Here is an 18,019-nt window from a genome sequence, read left to right as displayed (position 1 = left end):
CAACAACGGCGTCCTCCGCTGCGCTCCGGCCCGAGCGGGTGCGTCGCCGATCGTCCTCGGCCTTTAGATCGCCATCGAGGCCGCGGTGGTCGCGGGCTCGAAACACAACAGGAGAAGTGACATGGCTAACATCGGTTCTTTCAAGAAGGTCGGCAACGACTTCCAGGGCGAGATCGTCACCCTGAGCCTGCAAGCCAAGGGCGTCCGTATCGTCGCCGAGACCAACCGATCCAACGACAACGCTCCCAGCCACCGCATCTACGTGGGCCGGGCGGAGATCGGCGCAGCTTGGTCGAAGCGCTCCGAAGAGGGCCGAGATTACCTCTCGCTCAAGCTCGATGATCCCTCGTTCAACGCGCCGATCTACGCCAACCTGTTCGATGACGAAGGCGGCGAGGGCTACACCCTGCTCTGGTCGCGGCCCCGTAAGAACGGCGAGTAGACGCTCCGCCAAGCCCCGTCCGGTTCGCCGGGCGGGGCTTTCTCAAATCCTACCTCGGTCGATGGTAACGGCTGATTGTTTTTAGGTCGTTGCGTCAATTTGAGGAAAATTTCGTTTGATGGGCGCGCTCGGCGCGTCCCTGTGGGCGCCTGTTCGAGGCCTCACGCACGGCCGCCGATCCAGCAAGCCGGATCGGCGGCCGTGACGCGTGTCCAGGTCGGGCGCTCCCTGGCTACCGGCCCGGCTCGCGGAAGTTCATGATCGAACTTTGGACACCTTCTCCTCAAGCAGATCTGCAGGCCGGACCCCTAAAGCTTGGGCAATCTGCCAGATCGTTAGCAATGTAGCGTTTTGCAGCCCTCGCTCCATGCTACTCACGAAGGCTCGATCGACGCCCATGCGTTCCGCCACGGCCTCTTGGCTCAAGCCAAGGGCCAGTCGAAATCGACGCGCGTTCGCTCCGAAAACCTTGCGGATATCCATCCGCAGGATAGGAAGCAATCGCGTATTTTGGCGCTACGTGTTATAATACGCGGAGCTGGGTGTTGAAGGTCACGGACGGAGCCTCGATTGCTGAATATGTGGGGAACGCGGCTTCTTGAACGCTCGCCCGAGCTCGTGGCATGCCATATGCTACAGAACGGAACTGTTCGAGCCGGCAAGGCTTGCGCCTCGCAATTTTATTTTCAATCCCGCGCACATTGTAGCCTCTGATGTCGAAGCCGTCGCTAGATCCTGACGTCGCGGATGTCGCGCCGAACGAGCCGGCGCTGACAGCCTATGACGAACAGCATGTCGTCACGTACATTCGCCTTCTGCAGGCGGAGGGCGAGGGGGCGGACTGGCGCGAAGTGGCTCGAGTCGTCTTGCATATGGATCCAGAGCGAGAGCCGGACCGCGCGCGGGCCGCATATCAGAGCCATCTTGCGCGCGCCAAGTGGGTGACTGAGCAGGGACGCCTCTTACGCGGTACTGGCTCAAAATAGAAGAGAATTGCCGACTACAGACTTGCAGCAAGAACGATTTTCTCCCGCTAACCGGTGGTCATTCTCATGCACCACGTGGTGCCAAACTAGGGACTTCCTACAACCGCCTCGTTCATAACTATTGCGCCGCAATCCTTGTTAGCTGCATGCAATGGGGCGGAAGAAATGCCTGAATTCGACTGGCGATCGCCGGATTCGTTTAAGAGCCTAGAGAACGCTGAGATCACTGAAATCGCCTGGGTAGGCCTTCGTATGAACGTGGACTATCAGCGTGACTACGATGCGATCATCGCTAGCAGCTCAGATGGCGGGGTGACCGAGGAATTCAGGAGGAGGTGGGGCCTCTGCTTTCGCGCATGACCCGCAGAGGTCGTTCCACGAGCAGACAATCTTTTGGGCGCCCGAGGTTCTGCCGACCGTCGTCCCGGTCGCTGTAACCACTTCAACGCTTGGTCAAGGCCCAACGCCTCAGCCACCGCTTGATCTTGCATCTGGTCAGGTGCGCCGTGCCGCTGACGGCTGGCATGCCGTGCTGCAAATCGGTTCGGTGGAGCATCGCATCTGGTCGAAACAGCCACTGATTGCAGGCGCTCACTATGCCGCCGAGTTGCCGTTTAACGGCGATTTTCAGGCGCGCGCGCATGCCGCCACGCGGCTGTGGCGCGCGATGAATGGACGCGCGCCAGGACCTCCGTTTCATCGCGTGCCCAAACAGCGGCGCGAACGACTGTGCGCAGCCCTTCGCGCGGTCGCCGCGTATCTCCACGGCGCGACTTATCGCAGCATCGCAGAAGCTCTGTTTGGCAACGCTCGCATATCGGATCGTGCCTGGAAAACACACGATCTGCGCAGCCGAACCCGTCGCCTTGTACAAAGCGGCCTCGCATTTGTGCGCGGAGGCTATCGCAAGCTGCTTCGGCCCAGGCGCAGGGTCGAGTAGCGCCCTCCCTGGGGTGCCGAAAATCGTACCCCCAACATTCGGCATCCCCCTCCGAGATCCTGCTCCTCCATGATGACCGCACACACGCCGGCCTAGCCAGGCGTAGTGCGCTGTCACCCTGGAGTTCTCAAATGCCCGATCCGATGGCCGGTCTTCCCCCGCGCTTCCTGCGTACACCGGAGGCCGCGCGGTATCTTGGTCTCTCGGGACGCACGCTCGAGAAGCACCGCACGTACGGCACCGGGCCGACGTATCGGAAGATCGGCGGGCGCGTCGTCTACGCTCTGGATGATCTGAAAGCATGGGCTGATCTCGGCGCCAAGACGTCAACGTCGGATCCCGGCAAGGGCACTGTACTGCCGGCCAAGAAGCACCCGGTGCTGCGCCCGTATGCAGGCCAGGAACGTCGCTGATCGCGCGTGAAAGCAGTGACCATGCGACGCAAACAACATTCCGAGCGCGACCAGCTGGAGCTCTTTCGGGCGGTCCCCGGGGATCTCGCGCCACGCGATGCGCAGGATCTGATGGCTTACCCGTTCTTCTCGCTTGCAAAAACGAAGCGGATTGTACCGATCGATTTCCGTGCCGGCGCGATCGCAATTCGGGTCGAAGCCGTGGCGGAGCACGGCATGGCAACCATCTGGGATGCAGACGTTCTGATCTGGGCTGCTTCCCAGATCGTCGAAGCACGTGACGCCGGCCTGAAGACCTCGCGCCTGATGGCTGCAACGCCTTACGAAATTCTGACGTTTGTCGGCCGCGGCACCAGCGCGCGAGATTATGATCGCCTCAAGGCGGGTCTCGACAGACTTCAGTCAACGACCGTGCTGACCTCGATCCGTCAGCCGGCAGAGCGCCGGCGGCATCGCTTCTCCTGGATCAACGAGTGGAAGGAGACGGCCGATGCAAATGGTCGTCCATTTGGGCTCGAGCTGATCCTGCCGGATTGGTTCTATGCCGGCGTCATCGATGACGCACTCGTTCTGACGATCGACCGCGCCTATTTCGACCTCACGGGCGGGCTTGAGCGGTGGCTCTACAGGCTCGTGCGCAAGCACGGTGGCCGGCAGGACGGCGGCTGGAGCTTTGACCTTGTGCACCTCCATGCCAAGTCCGGCATCATCTCGCCGCTCAAGCACTTTGCTTACGACGTCCGCCAGATCGTCCAGCGCCAGACATTGCCCGGCTATCAGCTCGCGCTCACGCGCGATCCTGACGGCACCGAGCGACTGAACTTCGCACCTACGCCTGTTGATCCCTTAACGGCACGCTTGCGCCGCCGCGGTCTCATTCCAAATTCGGAGGACAACCTGTGAATCAGCTCGTGCTATCGGGGACCGCAACCCTCGTGCTATCGGGGACCCGATCCTCGTGCTATCGGGGACCGAAATCGAGCTTAAGGGCTTGTTTCTCCGCGCTTTCTAGCCGCTCTAACTTTACTAACCGGAAATCCTTCGGATTTCTTCTAACGGAACAGGCCGAAAGCCGCCGCATTGGGGCTGATTGGCGAGCGCGGGCCGCGAGTCGTACTTGCCTACACCAGCCGCATACGTACTTCGCCGAGCGCAAAGCTCACGTCTCTCAGCTCCAGCATCAAGGAGCCGCGGCATGAGTGACCTCACCGAAGTGGAAGTCCTGTGGCTCGAGAAGCGCATCGAAAACCGCATTCGGTTCGGTCGCATCGTCAAGGAACAGAAGCTTGATCGTCATCGCCGTGTTCTGTCATTTGCACCCGGCAGCATCTTTGCGTTCGTCCGTTGGACCTCCAACGACTTTGGAACGATCATTTCTCGGATCGACATCCTGCGCGCGGTCGCGCCTGGACAGCGTTGCTCGACCGTCCCTTACGTGACACCCGGCGGAGAGATTCTGCTGCGCCTGTCAGGCTGGCCGAAGGTCGAGCGCGTGCTGCAGATGACCGACGCCGTTGAGGCGCTCGGCATCGATCCGGCCGACGTTGCGCCCGATCATTGGCATCACGTTCATAACCGTCTGTCCGTCAACGAAAACCCGCGCCCCTATACGAAAGCGCGCCATCGGGCCTGGCTTCATCGCCAAAAGGTGATGCGATGACACGCCTCATGATGCTGGCCGCGACGATTGGGGTCGCTGCTGCGCTCGTCGCGACGATCGTCTTGGAGCCGCTTCCGCTCTACATCTGGAACGCATCCGCGAGCGTGCCGATCGGTCTCTACCGCCTCCGACCGGCGGACCAATTCCAGGTCACTGAATTGGTCGCCGTGCAGCCGCCGGAGCCGCTCGCGACCTTCCTCGACCTTAACGGCTATTTGCCCATTGGCGTCCCCATGCTGAAGCGCGTGCTCGCACTTCCGGGGCAGAGTGTTTGCAGAACCGGCCTCACGATTTCGGTCGACGACGTGGCGGTGGGTGAGGCGAAGGATCACGACAGACGAGGCAGGCCGCTGCCGAAATGGCAGGGCTGCCGCGTCGTCGGCGACGGCGAGCTGTTTCTGATGAACTGGCAGTCGGACGACTCTCTTGATGGCCGGTATTTTGGGTTTCTTCCGGCATCTAGCGTGATCGGCCGCGCGCTGCCGGTGTGGACCAGGGAGGAGTGAGCGTGCGTATTCGACGTGTTCTCCTCGCCATTCCCTTGTTCGATCGATTGCGGGATCATTCCTCGTTCTCAAGCGATGTCTGCAAAGCTGGCGCGAGCCCGACCGCGTACTTGGGTCGGTTGGGCACGCGCGTTTGTGCTGTCGTGCCCCTGATGTTTCTTCTGACCGGGTTCGGCAGTGCTGCTTTGGCCCAGAGCGGATCAGCCGACAAACCGGCGATCAACCAGACCGCTCACGCATTTGCCGGTTTCATCAACGAAGCCTCACAACGCTTTGCGATTGCGCCGAACTGGATCCGATCAGTCCAACGCATCGAGAGTGCTGGTGACGTGCACGCCAGATCGCCAAAAGGCGCAATGGGCCTGATGCAAATCATGCCGGCGACTTGGGCGGAACTTCGCGAGCGCTACAATCTCGGGAATGACCCCTACGACCCGCACGACAACATTCTGGCCGGCACGGCCTATCTGCGCGAACTGCTCGATCGCTATGGCTCGCCCGGCGCGTTTGCTGCGTACAATGCGGGACCGTCTCGCTATGAAGAGCATCTCGCAGGCGGCTCTCTGCCTGACGAGACGCGAGCATACGTCGCAAAGCTTGCAAATCTGCTTGCCATCGAACCGCCGCCGAGGTGGACCTCCAGCGGGCGGTCATCAGCAGCTGCGACGCTATTCGTCGCGCGATCCGATCTCATGAAAACGCGCGATCGGTTGCTGACGCTGGTGCCGTCGAGCGGTGTCACGACCGCAATCTCGGCGCCCGATGTTTCGCCCATGGTCCCCCGGCCTATTGGCGTGTTCATGCCTCGATCGGATTCGGGAGCATCGCAATGACCAAGTGTGCGGGTTCGCAAGCTGATGGCGTATGGGCGATGCCTTCGGCCCGCGCTCTACTCGTCGCTTCGCTCCTCACCGAGCCACCCTTCGGGTGTCTCGGCCCTTCGGGTAACGATCGCTATCGCAAGCGCTCGGAAGCAGTGGGGGCTTCGCGAGTTGGCTGCCAAGTCGCGGCGGCTCTTTCGGGAACCGGCGACCGGGAGACCACGACGTATGCGTCCGGTTCTTGCACGTCGGTCAGGTCTTGACATGAATCTCTGGTTTCCAAACCCACGGCAGCAGTTCGTCGAGACGGTTGATCGGATGTCCGTCGACCATGCGCGTGAGCACGTCGGTGAGATAAGCGTAGGGTTCGACGCCGTTGAGTTTGCAGGTTTCGATCAACGAACAGATAATCGCCCAACGCTCACCACCGCCGTCACTGCCTGCAAACAGGTGGTTCTTGCGACCGAGCGCCACCGGGCGGATCGCGCGCTCGACCGGGTTGGTGTCGAGTTCGATGCGTCCATCATGCAGGAAGCGCGTCAGGCCTTCCCAGCGCGAGAGCGCGTAACCGATCGCCTCGGCAAGCGTGCTGCGGCCGGCGACGCGGGGAAGCTGCGCTTCCAGCCACGTATGCAGCGCTTGCACGATCGGTCTGGAGAAGGAGCGCCGCTCGGCAAGCCGATGAGCGGACGACAGCCCGCGCACGCGCGCTTCGACGGCATAGAGTTCGCCGATCTGGCGCAACGCCTCAGCCGCCACCGGCGATCCGGTCGCCTCAGCGACCTCGTAGAACTTGCGTCTTGTGTGCGCCCAGCAGGCGGCGAGCACGATATCTCCATTGCCGGTCAACCGCTCGAATCCCGCGTAACCATCGACGTGCAGGACGCCCTTGAACCGTTCGAGATGCGCCACCGGTCGCTCCGCTTTCCGGTCCGGCGCGAACAGATAGACCGCCGCCGGCGGTTCCGGTCCATTCCAGGGGCGTTGTTCGCGAGCATAGACCCAGAGCCGTCCTGTTTTCGTTCGTCCACGGCCCGGATCGAGCACCGGGATCGGCGTGTCGTCCGCAAACAGATGTTCGGAGGCGAACACGCTTTTGCACAATCGCTCATGCAGGGCTTCCAGCCACCAGCATGCGCCGCCAACCCATCCGGCCAGCGTCGAGCATCCGAGATCGACGCCGTGGCGGGCGAAGATCTGCGACTGCCGATAAAGCGGCGTGTGATCACAATATTTACTGACCATCACCTGCGCGAGCAGCGCCGGTGTGGCCAGTCCACCAGCGATCAGCCGCTCCGGCGCCGCCGCTTGCACGACTTCGTTGCAGGCGCGGCAGGCGTATTTCGGGCGAGTGATGCGCACCACACGAAGCTGCGCCGGCACCCAGTCCAGCATCTCGCTGACGCTTTCGCCGATCGCATGGAGCGCGCCACCACAACAGCCGCAGGTATCAGCGGCGATCGCGAGCACAACGTCCTCGCGCGGCAGATGATCGGGCAGCGGTTTGCGTTTCGGGCGTCCGTCGCCGGTCTCGGCGACGACTATCGGGCGGCTCTCCCGGATGCGGCCAATGTCGCCGTCGAGGTCTTCAAGCGTGAGCGCCAGTTGATCGGCATCCAGGCGTTCGGAGCGACGCCCGAACTGCGCTCGCTGCAACTTCTTGATGATGAGTTGGAGGCGCTCGATCTCACCGTCACGGCTGTCGACGACAACAGCCATCTCGCGCACCAAACGGTGCAACAGCGCCGTATCGGACGGCAGATTGTTGAGATCGAGCTGCATGTCCGATTCTACTCGAACACGCTGATTCGAAGAAGAAATTTCGCCATATTCTATGCGGGTTTCTGCGATTCAGCCTGCGAGCGCCGGCTTCCACACGCGCTCGGGTGCGCGCCAGTCGATGCCTTCGATCAGCATCGCAAGCTGTGCCGGTGTCAATGTGATCGAACCGTCGTAACCCGGCATTATCGGCCAGGCAAATCGGCCCTGGTCGATCCGCTTGGTGAACAAGCAAAGCCCATTGCCGTCCCAGAACAGAATCTTCAGCATCGATGCTTTCTTACCGCGGAAGGCAAACAGGTGACCCGAGAACGGGTCCTTCTTCAGCGTCTCCTGTACCAGCATGGCAAGCCCGTCCATGCCCTTTCTCATGTCGGTGTAGCCCAGCGCCAGGTGCACTTTCACGCCCGCAGGAACGATCAGCATGGCGCCATTTCTCCGCTTTCGATCTGCGCTCGCACTGCATCCGGATCGCTGCCGACTGGAGCAAAGACGCGACGCCCGTCGGCGATGTCGACGGCCACCATCCCCTCCGGCGGGCGAACGAGACCGCGCAGAACATGCGCCGCTGGCGCGTCGTCGGGGATCGCGACACGGGCGAGCTTGGAGCGTTTCTTTTGGGCGATGCCAAATTGCGCACGCCAGCGGAACAGTAGCCCGGTGACGATCCCGTGCTTGCGGGCAACGGCAGAGACCTTGGCGCTCGGCTGCTCGGTTTCCTTTGCGATCGCGAACTTCTCCTCGTCGCTGAAGAAGCGTCGGACGGGTGCCGGGGCTGCCGTCGGATCTCCGATTTCCGCCGCTGTCAAGCGGCGTTCGGGAGCTGAGTTCCTAGCACTAGTGCTAACGGCAGGACGGGCGGAGGGATGAAGATGTACACGCCAGTCGATTACCACCTCGCCGGCGTCCAATCGGTCACGCCATTTGCGCAACGAATGCGGCGACAGTTGCATTGCGGCGGCGTAGGCGCGGAGACCCATTCCGCTCCAGTTCATTGCCTCCACGTGCATCGCCCAGAACGCTTGCATGGCGCGATTGCGCACGTCCGTGCTCACGCTAAAGCGTCGTCGCAGCCCTTTTTCTCGCTGTTCACGGCGCTTTTCGCGGCGCAATTCCGTCTGATATTCCGCGAGCTTGCGTGCAGATTCCTCGCCTGCAAGCGCCTTGAGCCAGCGCGCGAACGTCCCGTCGTCCAATCGATGCTGACGACAATACGCCTTGCGCGAAACGCCGCTGCGCTGCCAGGCCTCGATGTGAATCGACCACCATTCGCGCCTGGCTTTGTTCTGGAAATGTTTTGGACCCACCGGAGATTCTCCAATGCAGCAGAGAACCCGAAATGGAACGAGAACACACTATCGAAGAGTGGTGCAGGAGTAAGCGTCCGTTTGTTGCACGTCAGTCAGGTATTGACATGAATCTCTTGTTTCCAAGCCCACGGCAGCAGTTCGTCGAGATGGTTGACGGGATGTCCGTCGACCATCCGCTGCAGCACGTCGCGCAGGTAAGCATAGGGTTCGACGCCATTGAGCTTGCAGGTTTCAATCAACGAGCAGACGACTGCCCAGCGTTCGCCTCCACAGTCGCTACCGGCGAAGAGATGGTTCTTCCGGCCGAGTGCCACCGGACGGATCGCGCGCTCGACCGGATTGGTGTCCAGTTCAATGCGGCCATCGTGCAGGAAGCGCGTCAGACCTTCCCAACGGGAGAGCGCGTACCGGATCGCTTCCGCAAGCGTGCTGCTGCCGGACAGACGCGCAAGCTGCGCCTCGAGCCAGGTATGCAGGGCCTGCGCCACCGGCTTGGAGAAGGAGCGCCGCTCAGCGAGCCGATGTGCAGACGACTGCCCACGGACGCGGGCTTCAATGGCATAGAGTTCGCCGATCCGGCGCAACGCTTCCGCCGCTATGGGCGAACCGGTGGCCTCGGCAACGTCGTAGAACTTGCGTCTTGTATGGGACCAACATGCCGCGAGCATGACGTCGCCGTTGCTGGTCAGTTGCTCGAAGCCCGTATAGCCGTCGACATGCAGGACACCTTTGAAGCCCGCCAGGTGAGATACCGGACGTTCGGCCTTTCGGTCGGGTGCGAACAAATAGACCGCCGCTGGCGGTTCAGGTCCGCTCCAGGGCCGCTGCTCGCGGGCGTAGACCCACAGGCGTCCGGTCTTGGTGCGTCCTCTTCCCGGATCGAGCACCGGGATCGGCGTGTCGTCGGCGAACAGATGGTTGGAGGCAAACACGTTCTTGCACAATCGCTCGTGCAGAACTTCCAACCACCAGCATGCTCCGCCGACCCATCCGGCCAGCGTCGAGCGGCCGAGATCGACACCATGCCGGGCGAGGATTTGCGACTGCCGATAAAGCGGCGTGTGATCGCAATACTTGCTGACCAGCACGTGGGCGAGCAGGGTTGGAGTCGCCAATCCGCCGGCGATCGGCCGCTCCGGCGCAGGCGCCTGGACAACCTTACTGCAGGCTCGGCAGGCGTACTTCGGACGAGTGATGCGCACCACGCGAAGCTGCGCCGGAACCCAGTCCAGCATCTCGCTGACGCTCTCGCCGATCGAATGCAGCGCGCCACCGCAGCAGCTGCAGGCCTCACCATCGACGTCAAGCAGAATGTCCTCGCGCGGCAGGTGATCGGGCAGCGGTGCGCGCCGCGACGGTGCCTCTGGCGGCTCCGATACAATAACCGGCCGGCTTTCCTCAATGCGACCGATATCGCTGTTGATATCTTCCAGCGTGAGCGCCAGTTGGTCGGGATCAAGGCGCTCGGAACGACGCCCGAACTGCGCGCGCTGAAGCTGTTTGATGATTGCCTGAAGACGCCCGATCTCGCTGTCTCGATGCTCAATTGTCGCGGCGATGTCGCGCACCAAGCGATGCAGAAGTGTCGTGTCCGACGGCAGATTGTTGAGATCAAGCTGCATGACCGATTCTACTCGAACACGCTGATTCGAAGAAGCAACTTCGCTATATTCTATGAGGGTTTCTGCGATTCAGCCCGCGGCGGCGGGGCGCCATCGACGTTCGGGTGTGCGCCAATCGATGCCTTCGATCAGCATTGCAAGTTGCGCTGGAGACAGCGTCACGGTGCCACCTGGATCGCTCACTCTAGGCCAGATGAAGCCACCTTGATCGATGCGCTTGGTGAACAGACAGAGTCCATTGCCGTCCCAGAACAGGATTTTCAGTCTGCTCGCATTCCTGCCGCGGAAGGCAAACAGGTGGCCGGAGAATGGATCCTTCTTGAGGTGTTCCTGTACGAGCGTAGCGAGCCCGTCCAGGCCTTTGCGCATGTCGGTATATCCCTAGGCCAGATGCACCTTCACGCCGGCCGGCACGATCATCATCGTGCTATCTCCTGCTCGTTGACGTGTCGACGGACTGCATCCGGATCGCTGCCCATCGGTGCAAAGACACGTCGCCCGTCGTCCAGTTGGACAACCGTCATGCCGTCGGGCGGCTGCAACAGATCGTTCAGGACGAGCGTTCCCGGGTGCGCTCCGGTAACTTGCACGGCCACCAACTTCGCCCGCGCTCGCTTGCCGAACCCGAACTGTACCCGCCACCGAAACAGCATGCTGCTGACGATGCCGTGGCGCCGGCAAACCTCGGCGGCGGTGGCGCCGGGGTGTTCGGACTCGCGCACGATCTCCAGCTTTTCCTCGTCACTGAACCGACGTCGGTTGGCAAGTCCATCGCTCGGCGGATCAGCTGTCGGCGCATCTGTCAAGCGCGTTTCGGCGACGGACTCCTTAGCAGCGCTGCTAGCACTAGTGCTTATTGGCGGACGGGCACTCGGATGAAGGTGCGTTCGCCAGTCGATTTCCACTTCATTGGCGTCGATCAGATCGCGCCACCGCCTCAGGCTGTGCTGCGATATGCCATGTGCCCGGGAATATGCTTGCATGTTCATTCCGCACCATCTCATCGCTTCGACGTGCATCGCCCAGAACGCTTGCACGGCTCTGCAACGCTGGTCCGTCGACACCGGACGCCGCTTCTTGCGGAGCCGCTCCCGACGTTCCTCTCGACGCAATTCCGCACGTGTTTTCAGGGCTTCGGCGTCAATCAGATGCCGCAGCCAGCGATCGAATGTGCCGCCGGAGAGGCGATGCTGACGACAATATTTGCGTTTGCTGAGACCACTCCGTCGCCACGCTTCAACGTGCACCGACCAAAAAGAACGGCGCGCCTCGTTCTTGAAATATTCCGTACCCACCGGAGATCCTCCAATGCAGCAAGGAACCCGATATGGAACGACAACGCACTCTCGGAAAGTCGTGCAGGATTCGGACGCTTACGTGCAGGACTCGGACGCTTACACCACGACTGCAGGACGGCGAGATAAAAGGGGCTCGCCGGTCGAACCGCAAGCCATTGACATGGCTTGGGTTCCGGCGTGCCGGTCGGTCGGCGCGCGTGCCGCGCGTTGCATTTTGGCGAATGCAATCAAAGGCGTTTTCGGCACCGCATGCGCTTTTGCTCATTGGGAGGCCCTGCCGTGACCGCAGGCGACAGCGATCTGCGTATTCGGCCTGGGCGCATCCGCAACACCCGCGCGCCGAAGCCGAAGAACTTCATCAACCAGGTGCTACGTGCTGCGAAGAAAGCCGGACACACGTCGGGACAGGCTGCGGCTGGCAAGCGTTCGGCGGTTTATGGGCGCTCGACGTTTGGCCGCGGCAGGCTCGCGTTTAGCCGCAGCCGATTGTTCAGTCCGACGCGGCGCGTCCTGGTGAAAGCGCGCGTTGTCCGCCACAAAGGACGGGCGTTCCGCTCGGCGCCGCTGACGGCCCATCTTTCATACCTGAGGCGCGATGGCGTGACTCGGAGTGGTGAGCGGGCCGAGATGTTCGATGCCGGCAGCGACCGCGCCGATAGCGCGGCCTTTGCTGACCGGTGCAAGGACGACCGGCACCATTTTAGATTCATCGTCTCGCCAGAGGAAGCCGGCGACATGACCGACCTGAAGGCCTTCACCCGGGACCTCGCCCGGCAGATGGAGGGCGATCTGGGGACGCGGCTCGACTGGGTGGCCGTCGATCATTGGAATACCGACAACCCTCACGTCCATCTGCTCGTTCGGGGAGTAGAGGAGGATGGGGCGGATCTCGTCATCTCGCGCGACTACATCAGCCAGGGCCTGCGCTCGCGCGCCGAGGAACTGGTCGCCATCGAACTGGGTCCGAAACCGGAGCACGAGATCCGTAGTTCGCTAGAGAGGGAAGTAACGGTGGAGCGGTGGACGCGGCTCGATCAGGAGATCCGGCGGGGGGCCGATGAGACCGGCTACATCGACCTTCGCCCCGAGAAATCCGGCAAATCCGACCCCGAGATCCGGCGCCTGATGGTCGGTCGTCTTCAACACCTGGAAAAGATGGGCCTTGCCGCATCCAGCGCACCAAGGGAGTGGATGGTCGGGCTCGAGGCCGAGCGCAGCTTGCGCGACCTTGGGATGCGCGGCGACATCATCAAGACCATGCACCGTGCCTTTACCGAGCGTGGAGAAGCGCGCGGCGTTGCCGACTTCGTCATCGAAGGTGGACAGCCGACGTCCCAGATCATCGGACGGCTGGTCGATCGGGGGTTGCACAATGAACTGACGGGTGAGGCTTACGCCTTGATCGATGGAACTGACGGACGCGCGCACCACGTCCGCTTCCGAGGGATTGAGGCCTTCGAACATGCACCGCCGATCGGCGGAATCGTCGAAGTCCGACGCTTCGGGCAAGCCGGGGAAGCGCACCCCACCTTGGTCCTCGCAACCCGTTCCGATCTCGATCTCCGTGGGCAGGTCACGGCTAAAGGAGCGACTTGGCTCGACCACAGGCTGGTCGAACGCGACTCCATGCCGCTCGCCATGGGCGGATTCGGCCGCGAGACCCGCGACGCAATGGAAGCCCGTACTGAGCATCTGGTTCAGGAAGGTCTGGCGCGGCGGCAGGGCCAACGCATCATCTTGCAACGCGATCTCCTGAACACGTTGCGCCGACGTGAACTGGACGAGGTGGCTGCAAAAGTCTCGGCCGACACCGGCCTGCCTCACGTGAAGGCGGCTCCCGGCGAGCATGTGGCAGGTACGTATCGCCAGCGGCTGACGCTCGTCTCGGGGCGTTTTGCCGTGATCGATAACGGGCTCGGTTTCCAGCTAGTGCCTTGGTCGCGCGAGCTCGAGAAGAGGCTCGGCCAGCACGTCACCGGCGTCGTGAAGGACGGCGGCGGCATCGAATGGGGCTTTGGCCGCAAGCGCGACCTCGGCCTCTAGCATTCTCTCCAATGCAGTTGCGCAAAGGACTTTCGGGATGTCCGGAACCAAAATCCTCTGGGGACAGGTAATCGTTGTCGGCCTGATCGTCTTGCTGGCCATCTGGGGCGCGACCGAGTGGACGGCCTGGCGGCTCGCGTATCAGCCGGAGCTTGGGCCGCCATGGTTCGAACTGTTGGGCTTCAAGATCTATTACCCGCCGGTCTTCTTCTGGTGGTGGTTCGTCTACGATGCCTATGCGCCACAAGTCTTTGTCGAAGGTGCATTCATCGCGGCGTCGGGGACCTTCGTTTCGATCGCGGTTGCGATCGGCATGTCGGTGTGGCGGGCGCGTGAGGCCAAGAACGTTGAGACCTATGGTTCGGCGCGCTGGGCTGATGCAGAAGAGGTTCGAGCGGCCGGACTTCTCGGTCCGGATGGTGTGGTGCTCGGCAAGCTCGACCGCGACTACCTTCGGCACGACGGACCGGAGCATGTGCTGTGCTTTGCGCCCACCCGGTCCGGCAAAGGCGTCGGCCTCGTCGTTCCCTCGTTGCTGGCCTGGCCCGGCTCGGCCATCGTTCACGACATCAAGGGCGAGAACTGGCAACTGACCGCGGGCTTTCGCTCGCGGCACGGCCGCGTCCTGTTGTTCGACCCCACCAACCCGAAGTCCTCAGCCTACAATCCCCTCCTCGAAGTCCGGCGCGGGGAATGGGAGGTTCGCGACGTCCAGAACGTCGCCGACGTCCTGGTCGACCCCGAAGGCTCCCTCGATAAGCGGAACCATTGGGAGAAGACCAGTCATTCGCTCCTGGTCGGCGCCATACTCCACGTTCTCTATGCCGAGGCGGATAAGACCTTGGCTGGAGTCGCCGCCTTTCTGTCCGACCCAAAGCGGCCGATCGAGGCGACGCTGAAGGCGATGATGACCACCGCGCACCTTGGCGAGCAGGGCGCTCATCCCGTGGTCGCTTCGACTGCGAGAGAACTCCTCAACAAATCGGATAATGAACGTTCCGGCGTCCTATCCACAGCGATGTCGTTCCTCGGGTTATACCGCGATCCCGTGGTGGCCCAGGTAACCTGCCGGTGCGACTGGCGGATCGCGGACTTGATCTCCGATGCCAGTCCTTCGACGCTCTACCTCGTCGTGCCGCCCTCCGATATCTCACGGACCAAGCCGCTGATCCGCCTGGTGCTGAACCAGATTGGCCGGCGCTTGACCGAGGAGTTGCACGCCCGCGACCGCCGGCATCGGATCCTGATGATGCTCGACGAGTTCCCGGCACTTGGGCGGCTTGATTTCTTCGAGTCCGCCCTCGCTTTCATGGCGGGGTACGGCATCAAGAGTTTCTTGATCGCGCAGTCTCTCAACCAGATCGAAAAGGCCTACGGGCCCAACAACGCCATCCTCGATAACTGCCACGTCCGAGTCAGCTTTGCGACCAATGACGAGCGGACCGCGAAGCGCGTGTCCGATGCGCTCGGTACGGCGACCGAGATGAGGGCGATGAAGAATTATGCTGGTCACAGATTAAATCCCTGGCTAGGGCACCTCATGGTCTCACGGCAGGAGACGGCGAGACCGCTCTTGACACCCGGCGAGGTCATGCAGCTTCCGCCGGTGGACGAGATCGTCATGGTGGCGGGCACGCCGCCGATCCGGGCGAAGAAGGTGCGCTACTACGAGGATCCGCGTTTGGTTGAGCGGGTTCTGCCGCCGCCCGATCCTGCGGCCGCCGGCCAGTCGTCGCGAACGGACGGATGGTCAGCGCTCGGGTCGACGAAGCCGACGGGAGGTCCAACTGATAAAGCCGCGGAGGCCGAGGAAGACACAGCGAACAGCGGGCTGCGTCGTGAGCCCGAACTTCCCGATCACGTTGCGATCGTCAAGGAGACGACCGAGCCGACGCCGGCAGAGGAATTTGCTGTCGTTCTTGACGACGACGAAGATGCGGTCCGCCAGTCTCGACTTATTCGTCAGCAGATGCGTGGCGCTGCCCGCCAGGTCGCGCTTGATCCAAACGACGGCATGGAACTGTGAGGCAACATGCGCGACCGGATGAACGTGTATTTCCCACCAGAGCTTCTAAAGCAGATCACGGATCTGGCTGATCGCAAGAAGCTTTCCCGGTCTGCGATCGTGGAAGCGGCGGTTGCTTCATTTCTGTCACCCGACGGTGCCGACCGACGGGAGGCGGTGTTTACCCGTCGCCTGGACCGGCTGTCGCGTCAGATGCAGCGGTTGGAACGCGACGTCGGCTTGACCGCCGAGACCTTGGCTCTCTTCATACGCTTTTGGCTGACGATCACGCCGCCGTTGCCCAACGACGCGCAGCCGGCCGCGCAACTCAAGGGCCGGGAACGCTTTGAAGGATTTGTCGAAGCGCTCGGGCGCCGTTTACAGAAGGGGCAAAGCTTTCTGCGCGAGATTCCAGAAGACATCCGACGTCAGGAAACCGAGGACAAAAAAACTGGCGGAGTGTAGCGCTTCTTGTTCTGTTTCTAAGCGGAAGTCTACCAGCGCGACCGAGATCGGCTCCTCGTGACCCAAACTAACTGATGATCGCATCGCCAGGATCGTGGCAAAACACTCGCCACGATCCAGAAGCGAACGATAACTCACTGGGAACAGCTGATCCCTCGTCCTACCCAAGCTCTCACGAGTGGACCTGAATGATCGTCTTGCCCTGGCGTCGCTTCGCCGAGTTGAAGGTGGCGACAGCTTCGTCGAGTGAGGAGACCTTTCCGATGTTTGTCCGCAGTCTTCCGTCTCGCACCCTCTGGACGATCTCAGTCAATTGACCGCGATCGGCCTCCACAACAAAGTCGATGGCCAAACCGTCCAGCGGCCGAGCCTCCGGCGGGCCGACGACCGTTACCAGCGTCCCTCCGGCCCTAATAATGGCTGCAGACTGCTTCTGGATGTCGCCGCCGATGACGTCGAATACAAGATTCACGCCGCCGACATCTTTGAGCGCGTCGTTCTCCAGGTCGACGAATTCATTCGCGCCGAAGTCGAGCGCTTTCTGCCGGTCGGCTGCGCGTCCTGTCCCGATGACATAGGCGCCAGCCTCTCGTGCGAGTTGAATCACCATAGAGCCGACCGCGCCCGCGGCACCATGCGCAAGCACGCTCTGGCCTGCCTGAAGACGGCCGTGCTGGAAAAGGCCCTGCCACGCAGTTAAGCCCGAGATCGGCAGGCTCGCGCCTACCTTGAAATCGACGTCACCCGGCAATGGCGCGAGATTGCGCGCCTCGATGGCAACATATTCAGCGAGCGAGCCATCGCGGTACCAATCGGCAAGGCCGAATACGCGCTGTCCCACCGACAGTCCCGTCGTGCCGTAGCCAAGCGCCGTGACTATGCCGGCGAATTCGTGTCCAGGGATCGAAGGAGTTCTGTTCTGCTCGCGACGATCGGTCCACGTCGAGGGCCACTCCAATTCCGTCGGAACGAATCCCGATGCGTGAACCGCTACGATGACGTCGTTGATCGCTGGTTGAGGTTCGGGCCGATCCACCAGCTTCATCCCGCCAAATCCGGCAGCCTGATCCGTCACAATAATCGCTTTCATCTTCGACTCCTGTATGTGTGATGTTTTTTCAGATTCCGAGCTTCCCGGTCTGCGAACCGAGAGGACCGTGCTCAGATCGAGCCGGCCGGTGCCACCGCGGGAAAGTCCTTGTCGGGATTGAACACGTTGTTGAAGAAGTTCGTTAGCGAGTACATGGCCACGAGCGCGACGATCTCCATGATGTTCGCGTCCGTGTAGCCCGCATCGCGGACGGCTTGCAGATCGGCGTCTGTGACATGGCCGCGGCTCTCGATGATCTTACGTGCAAGCTGGACGGCGGCATCCCGCTTCGGGTCCCTGGCATGACCTTTTCGGGCGAGAATGACGTCGTCGGCCGGCAGCTTGGCCATATGCTCCGCCGTGAAGCTGTGCACCGTCAGGCAATAGTTGCAGCCGTTCACCTCGGAGACCGCAAGGCCGATGCTGTCGCGCGTCTTGACGTCGAGCGCCTTGCTCAACGAGCCGAGCAGAGTGGCCCATGCGTTGAATGCGATCGGGCTTTGCGCGAAGGTCATCAGCATGTTTGGAGTGAATCCGATATTCTTGGTGAACGCATCGAGGGTCGGTTTCGAAGCGGCCGGCACGTGTTCCGGCCTCAGAGCGGCAGCTCTGGCCATGATATTTCTCCTTGGATGATTG

Annotated in this window: 21 protein-coding genes; 12 read left to right on the top strand and 9 right to left on the bottom strand. The window is 61.9% G+C overall.

All coding sequences use genetic code 11. From position 1 onward, the window contains the following. The first annotated feature begins 121 nt into the window (after window positions 1-121). Complete coding sequence (locus QCM77_RS00260) at window positions 122-442, top strand: DUF736 domain-containing protein (RefSeq protein ID WP_018454792.1); 321 nt, start codon at window positions 122-124, stop codon at window positions 440-442. Window positions 443-697: 255 nt separating this feature from the next. Here QCM77_RS00260 and relB read toward each other — a convergent pair whose 3' ends face one another. Then, window positions 698-925, bottom strand: coding sequence for a type II toxin-antitoxin system RelB family anti-toxin (gene relB / locus QCM77_RS00255; RefSeq protein ID WP_007594546.1), 228 nt, complete (start codon window positions 923-925; stop codon window positions 698-700). Between the two features lie 230 nt (window positions 926-1,155). Here relB and QCM77_RS00250 point away from each other — a divergent pair, with 230 nt between their 5' ends. From QCM77_RS00250 to QCM77_RS00215, 8 genes are all read left to right on the top strand, one after another. Continuing rightward, window positions 1,156-1,428, top strand: a complete 273-nt coding sequence (locus tag QCM77_RS00250) for a DUF2285 domain-containing protein (RefSeq protein ID WP_279681350.1) — start codon at window positions 1,156-1,158, stop codon at window positions 1,426-1,428. A gap of 165 nt (window positions 1,429-1,593) precedes the next feature. Continuing rightward, entirely contained in the window at window positions 1,594-1,788 is a 195-nt protein-coding gene (locus QCM77_RS00245; RefSeq protein WP_247447574.1) for a transcriptional regulator domain-containing protein, read from the top strand. 307 nt (window positions 1,789-2,095) lie between these two features. Beyond that, window positions 2,096-2,368, top strand: coding sequence for a DUF2285 domain-containing protein (locus QCM77_RS00240; RefSeq protein WP_279666824.1), 273 nt, complete (start codon window positions 2,096-2,098; stop codon window positions 2,366-2,368). 131 nt (window positions 2,369-2,499) lie between these two features. Beyond that, complete coding sequence (locus QCM77_RS00235; RefSeq protein WP_018272755.1) at window positions 2,500-2,781, top strand: helix-turn-helix transcriptional regulator; 282 nt, start codon at window positions 2,500-2,502, stop codon at window positions 2,779-2,781. Window positions 2,782-2,802: 21 nt separating this feature from the next. Beyond that, window positions 2,803-3,684, top strand: coding sequence for a replication initiator protein A (locus QCM77_RS00230; protein WP_279666760.1), 882 nt, complete (start codon window positions 2,803-2,805; stop codon window positions 3,682-3,684). Between the two features lie 292 nt (window positions 3,685-3,976). After that, entirely contained in the window at window positions 3,977-4,441 is a 465-nt protein-coding gene (locus QCM77_RS00225; protein ID WP_279681346.1) for a DUF2840 domain-containing protein, read from the top strand. Then, window positions 4,438-4,947 (top strand): S26 family signal peptidase, encoded by a 510-nt coding sequence (locus QCM77_RS00220; RefSeq protein ID WP_279666764.1) that lies wholly within the window; start codon window positions 4,438-4,440, stop codon window positions 4,945-4,947. The genes QCM77_RS00225 and QCM77_RS00220 overlap by 4 nt, the downstream gene beginning before the upstream one ends. Before the next feature lie 2 nt (window positions 4,948-4,949). Further along, a complete protein-coding gene (locus QCM77_RS00215) occupies window positions 4,950-5,780 on the top strand; it encodes a lytic transglycosylase domain-containing protein (RefSeq protein WP_462676362.1) in 831 nt (276 codons plus the stop codon). 240 nt (window positions 5,781-6,020) lie between these two features. On the opposite strand, the gene tnpC (QCM77_RS00210) is transcribed toward QCM77_RS00215, so the two are convergent. The 6 genes from tnpC (QCM77_RS00210) to tnpA (QCM77_RS00185) all read right to left on the bottom strand — a co-directional run bounded on the left by tnpC (QCM77_RS00210) (window position 6,021) and on the right by tnpA (QCM77_RS00185) (window position 11,774). Further along, on the bottom strand, window positions 6,021-7,550 hold the full coding sequence (tnpC, locus tag QCM77_RS00210) for an IS66 family transposase (protein WP_462804274.1): 1,530 nt from the start codon (window positions 7,548-7,550) through the stop codon (window positions 6,021-6,023). Window positions 7,551-7,619: 69 nt separating this feature from the next. Further along, complete coding sequence (gene tnpB, locus QCM77_RS00205) at window positions 7,620-7,973, bottom strand: IS66 family insertion sequence element accessory protein TnpB (protein WP_279666768.1); 354 nt, start codon at window positions 7,971-7,973, stop codon at window positions 7,620-7,622. Continuing rightward, window positions 7,967-8,854 carry an IS66 family insertion sequence element accessory protein TnpA gene (gene tnpA / locus QCM77_RS00200; protein WP_279666770.1) on the bottom strand — a complete coding sequence of 296 codons (888 nt, stop codon included), beginning with the start codon at window positions 8,852-8,854 and terminating at the stop codon, window positions 7,967-7,969. The genes tnpB (QCM77_RS00205) and tnpA (QCM77_RS00200) overlap by 7 nt, the downstream gene beginning before the upstream one ends. 95 nt (window positions 8,855-8,949) lie before the next feature. After that, window positions 8,950-10,479 (bottom strand): IS66 family transposase, encoded by a 1,530-nt coding sequence (gene tnpC / locus QCM77_RS00195; RefSeq protein WP_279681344.1) that lies wholly within the window; start codon window positions 10,477-10,479, stop codon window positions 8,950-8,952. 69 nt (window positions 10,480-10,548) lie between these two features. Further along, the gene (tnpB, locus tag QCM77_RS00190; RefSeq protein ID WP_279681342.1) at window positions 10,549-10,848 is read right to left on the bottom strand and encodes an IS66 family insertion sequence element accessory protein TnpB; all 300 of its coding nucleotides are present in this window, start codon (window positions 10,846-10,848) and stop codon (window positions 10,549-10,551) included. Window positions 10,849-10,898: 50 nt separating this feature from the next. Beyond that, window positions 10,899-11,774 (bottom strand): IS66 family insertion sequence element accessory protein TnpA, encoded by an 876-nt coding sequence (gene tnpA / locus QCM77_RS00185; RefSeq protein ID WP_279666776.1) that lies wholly within the window; start codon window positions 11,772-11,774, stop codon window positions 10,899-10,901. 282 nt (window positions 11,775-12,056) lie between these two features. Here tnpA (QCM77_RS00185) and QCM77_RS00180 point away from each other — a divergent pair, with 282 nt between their 5' ends. From QCM77_RS00180 to QCM77_RS00170, 3 genes are read left to right on the top strand one after another with little or no spacing between them, the layout of a single operon-like run. Then, window positions 12,057-13,820, top strand: coding sequence for a relaxase/mobilization nuclease domain-containing protein (locus QCM77_RS00180; RefSeq protein ID WP_279666777.1), 1,764 nt, complete (start codon window positions 12,057-12,059; stop codon window positions 13,818-13,820). Window positions 13,821-13,857: 37 nt separating this feature from the next. After that, on the top strand, window positions 13,858-15,846 hold the full coding sequence (locus QCM77_RS00175) for a conjugal transfer protein TraG (protein ID WP_279681340.1): 1,989 nt from the start codon (window positions 13,858-13,860) through the stop codon (window positions 15,844-15,846). 6 nt (window positions 15,847-15,852) lie between these two features. After that, entirely contained in the window at window positions 15,853-16,290 is a 438-nt protein-coding gene (locus QCM77_RS00170; protein ID WP_279666780.1) for a ribbon-helix-helix domain-containing protein, read from the top strand. A gap of 172 nt (window positions 16,291-16,462) precedes the next feature. On the opposite strand, the gene QCM77_RS00165 is transcribed toward QCM77_RS00170, so the two are convergent. Continuing rightward, a complete protein-coding gene (locus tag QCM77_RS00165; protein WP_279681338.1) occupies window positions 16,463-17,380 on the bottom strand; it encodes an NADP-dependent oxidoreductase in 918 nt (305 codons plus the stop codon). Window positions 17,381-17,451: 71 nt separating this feature from the next. Further along, a complete protein-coding gene (locus QCM77_RS00160; protein ID WP_279666782.1) occupies window positions 17,452-17,997 on the bottom strand; it encodes a carboxymuconolactone decarboxylase family protein in 546 nt (181 codons plus the stop codon). Window positions 17,998-18,019 lie beyond the last annotated feature (22 nt).

The sequence above is a fragment of the Bradyrhizobium nivariense genome, from assembly GCF_029846695.2.
Classification (GTDB): domain Bacteria; phylum Pseudomonadota; class Alphaproteobacteria; order Rhizobiales; family Xanthobacteraceae; genus Bradyrhizobium.
Note: the sequence above shows the minus strand (reverse complement) of the source record. Positions and strands in the feature narration are given on the sequence as shown.

Bases quoted from the DNA above. Each gene is read 5' to 3' on its own strand.
- QCM77_RS00160 (WP_279666782.1), bottom strand. From the start codon at position 17,997: ATGGCCAGAGCTGCCGCTCTGAGGCCGGAACACGTGCCGGCCGCTTCG.
- tnpC (WP_462804274.1), bottom strand. From the start codon at position 7,550: ATGCAGCTCGATCTCAACAATCTGCCGTCCGATACGGCGCTGTTGCAC.
- QCM77_RS00170 (WP_279666780.1), top strand. From the start codon at position 15,853: ATGCGCGACCGGATGAACGTGTATTTCCCACCAGAGCTTCTAAAGCAG.
- QCM77_RS00230 (WP_279666760.1), top strand. From the start codon at position 2,803: ATGCGACGCAAACAACATTCCGAGCGCGACCAGCTGGAGCTCTTTCGG.
- QCM77_RS00165 (WP_279681338.1), bottom strand. From the start codon at position 17,380: ATGAAAGCGATTATTGTGACGGATCAGGCTGCCGGATTTGGCGGGATG.
- QCM77_RS00220 (WP_279666764.1), top strand. From the start codon at position 4,438: ATGACACGCCTCATGATGCTGGCCGCGACGATTGGGGTCGCTGCTGCG.
- tnpC (WP_279681344.1), bottom strand. From the start codon at position 10,479: ATGCAGCTTGATCTCAACAATCTGCCGTCGGACACGACACTTCTGCAT.
- QCM77_RS00250 (WP_279681350.1), top strand. From the start codon at position 1,156: ATGTCGAAGCCGTCGCTAGATCCTGACGTCGCGGATGTCGCGCCGAAC.
- QCM77_RS00225 (WP_279681346.1), top strand. From the start codon at position 3,977: ATGAGTGACCTCACCGAAGTGGAAGTCCTGTGGCTCGAGAAGCGCATC.
- QCM77_RS00240 (WP_279666824.1), top strand. From the start codon at position 2,096: ATGAATGGACGCGCGCCAGGACCTCCGTTTCATCGCGTGCCCAAACAG.
- tnpB (WP_279681342.1), bottom strand. From the start codon at position 10,848: ATGCGCAAAGGCCTGGACGGGCTCGCTACGCTCGTACAGGAACACCTC.
- QCM77_RS00175 (WP_279681340.1), top strand. From the start codon at position 13,858: ATGTCCGGAACCAAAATCCTCTGGGGACAGGTAATCGTTGTCGGCCTG.
- QCM77_RS00260 (WP_018454792.1), top strand. From the start codon at position 122: ATGGCTAACATCGGTTCTTTCAAGAAGGTCGGCAACGACTTCCAGGGC.
- QCM77_RS00245 (WP_247447574.1), top strand. From the start codon at position 1,594: ATGCCTGAATTCGACTGGCGATCGCCGGATTCGTTTAAGAGCCTAGAG.
- QCM77_RS00235 (WP_018272755.1), top strand. From the start codon at position 2,500: ATGCCCGATCCGATGGCCGGTCTTCCCCCGCGCTTCCTGCGTACACCG.
- relB (WP_007594546.1), bottom strand. From the start codon at position 925: ATGGATATCCGCAAGGTTTTCGGAGCGAACGCGCGTCGATTTCGACTG.
- tnpB (WP_279666768.1), bottom strand. From the start codon at position 7,973: ATGCTGATCGTTCCTGCGGGCGTGAAAGTGCACCTGGCGCTGGGCTAC.